General features: G+C 70.2%; 1 protein-coding gene and 1 pseudogene. Both read left to right on the forward strand.

The window, feature by feature from the left end:
* Positions 1 to 554: pseudogene (locus tag ABZT49_RS20930) on the forward strand (hypothetical protein); the annotation flags it as partial.
* Positions 555 to 737: 183 nt separating this feature from the next.
* Positions 738 to 2,190, forward strand: a 1,453-nt coding sequence (locus ABZT49_RS20935) for a CHASE3 domain-containing protein (protein WP_355288648.1), incomplete at its 3' end; no start/stop codon positions are given.

A 2,190-nucleotide genomic window follows, 5' to 3' on the forward strand; every position in this document is an offset into this window, starting at 1 on the left:
CCGGCGACATGCTGGGGCGGCTGGTTCCGGACATCAAGCGGACGGCTTCTCTGGTGGAGGAGATCTCGGCGGCGTGCCGGGAGCAGGATGTCGGGTCGGAGCAGATCAACCAGGCGATCCAGCAGCTCGACAAGGTGACGCAGCAGAACGCGTCTGCGTCGGAGCAGGTGTCGGCGACGTCGGAGGAGCTGGCGGCGCAGGCCGATATACTGCAGGCGACGACGGCCTATTTCCGCATCGACGAGAGCGAGGCTCCGGCGGGCGCGCGGGTGATCGACGGGGCGGTGTCGCAGCTGCGCACCACGGCCTCCCGGATGGTGGCTCCCTCGGCGGTGGTGAAGTCGCCCGCGCAGGCGGCCAAGCGGGTCGCGGCGGGCCGCCCGGCGCCGAAGGTCCCGGCCAAGCCTGTCACGGCCAAGCCTGCTGCCGCCAGGTTCTTCTCAGGCAAGTCCTTCGCCGCCCGATCCGCGGGCGGGGGCTTTGCCCTCGACATGGGCCTGGGCGACTTGGCCGAAGGCGACGAGCGCGACGCCGACTTCACCCGCATCGCCTGACGCGAGGCGGCGGTTTTCGCCGCCGCAACCGTCCGGACGAGCCCCCGAACGACCCGACCCGGATCGGCCTCAGGGACCGCCCGCACCATTCCGATCGCCCGCGGCCTCCATTCCCGAAGGATTCCACGGGAGGCCGGCGCACCGATCGTTCCCCGACAACCCGATCATGGGAAGGCTTCTTCGATGGGCATGTTCGACAACATCTCGGTCCCCAAGAAACTCGCGCTCACCTTCACCCTGATGCTGGCGGTCGAGCTGGGCGTGAATGCCGTCGTGCACTGGAAGTCGTCGGAGATTCGGCAAGCGGTCAACTGGTCGGATCACACGATCCAGGTGATCGACGCGGCCAACCGCACGCTCGCCGGGATGGTGGACCAGGAGACCGGCTATCGCGGCTTCCTGCTGTCCGGAGATCCGAAGTTCCTCGGCCCCTACCAGAAGGGCTGGGAGACCTTCAACGACGCCTGGCGCCGGGCCAAGACCCTGACGGCCGACAACCCGGCCCAGCAGGAGCGGCTCGACGCGGTCCACCGGCTGGCGGAAGCGTGGCACGCCGGCGTGGCCGAGAAGGGCATCGTCCTGATGGCCGGGGCCGAGACGCGTGACGCCGCCCGGCAGAGCGAGATCGCCGGCGCCGGCAAGGAGGCGATGGACGGCCTGCGCGCCAAGGTCGCCGAGGTGATCGGCATCGAGAACGCCCTGATGCAGACGCGGCGCACCGCGCAGGACGCCGCCTTCGACACGACGACGCAGATGATCCTGGTCGGCATCCTGGCGACCCTGCTGATCGTGCTCGGCATCGCCTTCCTGCTGGTGCGCACCGTGGCGCGGCCGGTGAACCGGGTCAGCGCCAAGCTCGCCGAGCTGGCGACCCCGCTCGAGACCGGGCGGCACGACGAGGTCGGGCAGATCCAGGGGACCGCGCTCGCGGTCGAGCAGGCGTTCCGGGAGATCTCCGAGGTTCTGGCGGCCGCCTCGGTCGGCGACTTCTCCAAGTCCCTGTCGAAGGAATACGGCGGCCTGAGCAGCGAGGTGCAGGCCAATCTCCGGGCGATGACCGTGAATCTGCGGGCGGTCGCCGACGTCGCGACGGCGATCGCCGACGGCGACCTGACCGTCGAGGCGAAGCGGCTCTCCGATAAGGACGGGCTCGGCATCGCCCTCGAGCAGATGCTGACGAAACTGCGCACGGTCGTGTCGGAGGCCTCGACCGCGGCGGCAAACGTCTCGGCGGGCTCGCAGGAACTGTCGGCCTCGGCCGAGCAGCTGTCGCAGGGCTCGACCGAGCAGGCAGCGTCCACCGAAGAGGCTTCCGCCTCGATGGAGGAGATGGCCGCCAACGTGAAGCAGAACGCCGAGAACGCCGGCCAGACCGAGACCATCGCTCGCCAGTCGGCCAAGGACGCTGAGGCGAGCGGCGTGGCGGTCGGGCGCGCGGTCGAGGCAATGCAGACGATCGCCCAGAAGATCACCATCGTGCAGGAGATCGCCCGCCAGACCGACCTTCTGGCGCTCAACGCCGCGGTCGAGGCGGCGCGGGCCGGCGAGCACGGGCGGGGCTTCGCGGTGGTGGCGAGTGAGGTGAGGAAGCTCGCCGAGCGGAGCCAGGCGGCGGCGGCCGAGATCGGGACCCTGT

It is taken from the genome of Methylobacterium sp. EM32 (assembly GCF_040593685.1).
In the GTDB taxonomy this organism is placed as follows: Bacteria; Pseudomonadota; Alphaproteobacteria; order Rhizobiales; family Beijerinckiaceae; genus Methylobacterium.